Origin of the sequence: Pseudomonas sp. K5002 (assembly GCF_013386655.1) — a bacterium.
Lineage (GTDB): Bacteria > Pseudomonadota > Gammaproteobacteria > Pseudomonadales > Pseudomonadaceae > Aquipseudomonas.
Genome location: NZ_JACARK010000518.1, coordinates 1 through 4,644 on the forward strand (window position 1 = coordinate 1; position 4,644 = coordinate 4,644).

General features: G+C 53.7%; 5 protein-coding genes. All 5 read left to right on the plus strand.

Annotated elements, in window-relative coordinates; genetic code table 11:
* Positions 1-390, plus strand: a 390-nt coding sequence (locus HX846_RS22190) for a helix-turn-helix domain-containing protein (protein WP_178966099.1), incomplete at its 5' end; no start/stop codon positions are given.
* Positions 391-681: 291 nt separating this feature from the next.
* Positions 682-1,410, plus strand: coding sequence for a winged helix-turn-helix domain-containing protein (locus tag HX846_RS22195; RefSeq protein WP_003211381.1), 729 nt, complete (start codon positions 682-684; stop codon positions 1,408-1,410).
* On the plus strand, positions 1,403-2,158 hold the full coding sequence (locus HX846_RS39690) for an EAL domain-containing protein (RefSeq protein ID WP_102605794.1): 756 nt from the start codon (positions 1,403-1,405) through the stop codon (positions 2,156-2,158). The genes HX846_RS22195 and HX846_RS39690 overlap by 8 nt, the downstream gene beginning before the upstream one ends.
* A 32-nt stretch (positions 2,159-2,190) precedes the next feature.
* Entirely contained in the window at positions 2,191-2,880 is a 690-nt protein-coding gene (locus HX846_RS22205) for a winged helix-turn-helix domain-containing protein (protein ID WP_178966100.1), read from the plus strand.
* Between the two features lie 220 nt (positions 2,881-3,100).
* Positions 3,101-4,495 carry an undecaprenyl-phosphate glucose phosphotransferase gene (locus HX846_RS22210; protein ID WP_087694227.1) on the plus strand — a complete coding sequence of 465 codons (1,395 nt, stop codon included), beginning with the start codon at positions 3,101-3,103 and terminating at the stop codon, positions 4,493-4,495.
* The last annotated feature ends 149 nt before the right edge of the window (positions 4,496-4,644 follow it).

Sequence of the window (4,644 nt, forward strand, 5' to 3'; positions counted from 1 at the left end):
GCCCTGCACCTGCCCATGCCCCGGGACACTCGGCTGCGGCGCCTGGCCGACAGTTTGCTGGCCAACCCCAGCGACAAGGCCACCCTGGGCGAATGGGCCGTACGCATCGGCATGAGCGAACGCAGCATGACGCGCTTGTTGCTGGAGGAGATCGGCCTGAGTTTCGGCCGCTGGCGCAGGCAACTGCATGTGATCCTGTCACTGCAGCGCCTGGCGAAAGGCGAAAGTGTGCAGACGGTGGCGCTGGACCTCGGCTATGAAAACGCCAGCGGCTTTATCACCATGTTCCGCAAGGCCATCGGCCAACCGCCGGCGCGCTACCTGGCCGACCGCGCGAGCATCCCCCAGCACACGACGCCCGCTATCGCCTTGCTGGATTATTATAAATAGTCACGTATAAGCATTTTTAGAGCTAAGGGACTAGAAGGCTTAAATCATTCCAGCCAAAAAAAATCAACCCGCCTAAAATACTTATCGCACACTAAAAAATTTGCACTAGCATATGAGTACTCCGGTCCACAAACCCGCTCTCAACACCCGCCTGAAATCCGCCTTACCCCCCGCAAATAAAGTGCCGAATGTTAAAATTTGTCACGTTTTGGCGTATTCAATTCGATTAACATCTAAACGCCTGCAGCGATTGAATTGACGGCCTCGCATGCCGGAAAAGGGAGCAACGTGATGCATTTTTCCAACGTCCTCGCTATTGCACGGACCCCATCGAAATCCGAGGACTTCAGCGAGCTTATAGTTCGTACTGTACCGAAAAATCTAAAAGTCGATACACGCTCCTACGGCCAACTAATCGGTCCCTATGCAAGCCATGGGCATTACCGTGCCATCATCATAGAGATCGACACCCCCTCTGCCAGCACCCAAACGCTGGACATCATTAAAAAAACCAGATCGGAAAATCCTGGCAGCACCATTTTCCTGGTTGTCACCTTCGCCACTACACTAAGCAAAACCAAATATTATCTCGCAGGCGCTGATTACTGCATAAAGGTCGTCGAGAGCTCGCCCGAGAAAAAACTTGCCCTGTTTGCCGCGTTCCTCAGCGAGACATACTGGCTAAGTAATACTGATTTGCTACTCGATCAGGACCGCATGTGCATCTACGGGGGTGGCAAAAAGCTCGAAGTGTCCTTTGTCGAAATGAAAGTACTGGAAGCGCTCATTCATAATCGATTGCTCAGCCATGATGAAATCGCCGTGGTAATGGGGCTGAATCCCCGATTTTATGATTCAAGGGCCCTCGAAAAATCGATTAGCCGGTTACGTGGCAAAATAAAATCACATTACGGAAGCAATATAATTCAGAGCATTCGCGGTTACGGCTACAAACTAAGCAGAGGGCTGGCTTCGGTTAATCATATCCACCCCGTCAGGGAGCGGTCGAACCGTGAATAGCGGAACCTTATTACGTGAGGCGTCAGCCTGCTTCACCTTTTCGCGGCAAGCGATACTTGAACGAAGTTGCACGCTGTGGGGCAGTGAGATCCGCGTCCACGCCGAGCCTGCGCTCGACAGCCCGCGTGATGACGCCTGCCCGTTTTATTCCGAACAACTTAAAGACGCCTACAGCGAAGCCCTGCAACATGCCAGGCCGAGTTCATTTGCCCGCACAAGTAAACGTTTGCGCGCGGATAAAAGCCCGGGCCTCCACAAGTTTTTCCGAATTGAGCAATCGCTGTTGATGAATGAGGACCTGCTCAAGGAAATTATCGATACTTCACACACGCTGGAAAAAAACAGACAACAACTCATTGTCAGCGTTGAAAATACACTGGACACCCTTCCGGGCCCGCTGGAACGCCGGAGCATGATCCGTCAACTGTATAGCCTGAAAGACCGGAGCAACCTGAAGCTTGCCTATAACAATTACACATTAAATACAAAAGACACCGACCTGCTGATCGACTTGAGTCTTTATGACTATATAAAAATGCCTTTTCCAGACTCGGCCCTCAGGCTCAGTCTGAACACCCGCTCGGGCCTGTTCGACCGGCTTTACGACCAGATGCTGGGGCTGATGAGCACCACCCGGGTCTCCTTCATCGCCGACAACGTCGAGCACGCCGACAGCGCACTTCTCGCCAGACGCTTGCCTTTTGACTATTTTCAGGGCCCCTACTTCTCCCCTGCTGATAGTTTATGAACCCCCGTACTTTCCTGGAATCGGTGAATGCCATGAGTTCTCTCAAGAAACACACATTTACATCGACGTACCCGTCAATCGCACTGCACGATTTCACGCCAAATGTGGCATTTTTACATTACGACGTCGACAGCGGGCCGCTGATCGAAACCGTGGAAAAAACATCGGACGCTTCGACCAGTTCCTACGCCGTTACCAAAGAGCAGAATTTCAATCTGTGGCTCAGTAACTATGTCGCCGCCAAAAGACTTTACGAAGCCAGTAATCGGCTGACCCGACAACTTTACGACGCATCAAAAAAACCTAACATCACGGCTCTAAAATCAGACGTCACACACCCGGACCTGAATAACACCACCGCGGAAACAGTTAACTCATCCTCTGCATTACGCGGCCCCGATGTCTGGCTACTTACCCAGCAAGATCGTGCGCTGGTGAAAGGTGGGCTACGCATTTCCTTGACCACTATTGAGTCGGCATTGATCAAGAAAATGTTGAACCATGAAGAACGTGTGGTCAGCAAGGAAGAACTTATCCGCAACATCGGACGTGAGCCCGACCTCTATCGCGGGCTTGAAATGTGCCTTAGCCGATTGCAGGACAAGTTCAAGCGCGTGAATGATGGCGAACGCCTGTTCCGCGCGGTGCGTAACCGTGGCTACTGCCTGACACAAAAAATAAAAAGCCCGCTGAGCAGTCGCGCAAACGTCACAGAACAATAATTATTTCATAAAAATTACAATTCACCCTGCCTATTAGAACGCCTTTCTATCTGCCATTTTATAACAACATGACCGCGTTATAAGTCGTCAGCCATTGCTCCCTGCCATTTATTACTATCAATACGCACGCCTACGCGTGCGCCTGCCATTTGATAGTCATTAAAACCACGCCTCGCTTTAACCTGCCAGCACGTGAGTGGATACCACAGGGAGCAGAAGTATGCTTAACAACAGAAGAATGCATCGTAACCTTACACCCAAAGGCCTGACCTTTTGGGGACAGTGGGCAATTGCCCTGAGTGTGGTCGTTGTACTTTTGTTTTCACTGGTACTTTTCAAGACCGGGCAATTGGAATCCCACTACCGGATATTGGCAGCCATTACAATACTGGCCTCTATACCGGCCTACATGTTATGTGACGTCTATAGCAAAAAAGATGACTTTTTTGTTGGGCTGGGACGATTATTCACCGGCTGGTTATTGACCCTGGGCATATTGTTCGCGGTCGGCATAGCCTGTAATGCCAGTTCGCTGTTTCCCTTCGAGATCCTGCTACTGTGGGCCGCTGTCAGCTATCCAATACTAGCCCTTTGCTACATTCCCATTCACAGTCTATCCAGGTACTACCACCGGCAACTACATGAGCGCCAGAAATCGCTGATTATTGGTACGGGAAAACTTGCAACCGACTTGGCCAATACTCTCGCCAGGCAAAAACGCTCCCCTCTGGTCGGTCTCGTAGGTCCCCGCACCACCTCCCCCCAGGCCGGCACCCAGCCTCAGATCCTCGGTGACTTGCCCGATCTTCCCGCGCTGATCCGCCAGCACGGTATCCGCCGCCTGTACATCACTCACTCTCTCCAGGAAGCGACCCACATCGAGGCGCTGTACCTCAACCTGCTGGAGATCAGCGTGGACGTGATCTGGGTGCCCGACCTCAACAACATGCTGCTGCTCAACCACAGCGTGGCCGAGGTGGATGGATTGCCCGCGATCTTCCTCAATGAAAGCCCGCTGACCAGCCGGCCGACCGCCGCACTGAGCAAGTCGCTGCTGGACAAGAGCCTGGCCCTGTTGGCGATCATCCTGCTCAGCCCGTTGCTGCTGCTGTTCGCCCTGCTGATCAAACTTACCTCTCCCGGCCCGGTAATTTTCAAGCAGGATCGTCACGGCTGGAACGGCGAGGTGATCAAGGTCTGGAAGTTCCGCTCGATGCGCGTGCATGACGACCACGAAGTGCGCCAGGCGAGCCGCAACGACTCACGCATTACCCCCGTAGGGCGCTTTATCCGCCGCACCTCCATCGACGAGCTGCCCCAGCTGTTCAACGTGCTGCAAGGGCATATGGCACTGGTCGGCCCACGCCCGCATGCCGTCGCCCACAATGACTACTACTCGGGCAAGATTCGCGCGTACATGGCGCGGCATCGCATCAAGCCCGGCATCACCGGCCTGGCGCAGGTCAATGGCTGCCGGGGTGAAACCGAGACCCTGGAGAAGATGCAGCAACGCGTCGATATCGACCTGCGCTATATCAACAACTGGTCGCTGTGGCTGGACATCAAGATCCTGTTCAAGACGCCGTTTACCCTGCTGTCCAAAGACATCTACTGACCCCGCCCTTCCCCGTGCCGCTGCATCGGCGGCGCGGGGCACCAGGCGCGTTGTGCGCCCTCCCCGCCACCACTCCCCGCAAGACGCAACGATAGCGCCCACAGCAACGCCCGGGCCCGGGCCATTCGCATAGTCATCAAAGAGGAAAG

Bases quoted from the DNA above. Each gene is read 5' to 3' on its own strand.
- HX846_RS22195 (WP_003211381.1), top strand. From the start codon at position 682: ATGCATTTTTCCAACGTCCTCGCTATTGCACGGACCCCATCGAAATCC.
- HX846_RS22205 (WP_178966100.1), top strand. From the start codon at position 2,191: ATGAGTTCTCTCAAGAAACACACATTTACATCGACGTACCCGTCAATC.
- HX846_RS22210 (WP_087694227.1), top strand. From the start codon at position 3,101: ATGCTTAACAACAGAAGAATGCATCGTAACCTTACACCCAAAGGCCTG.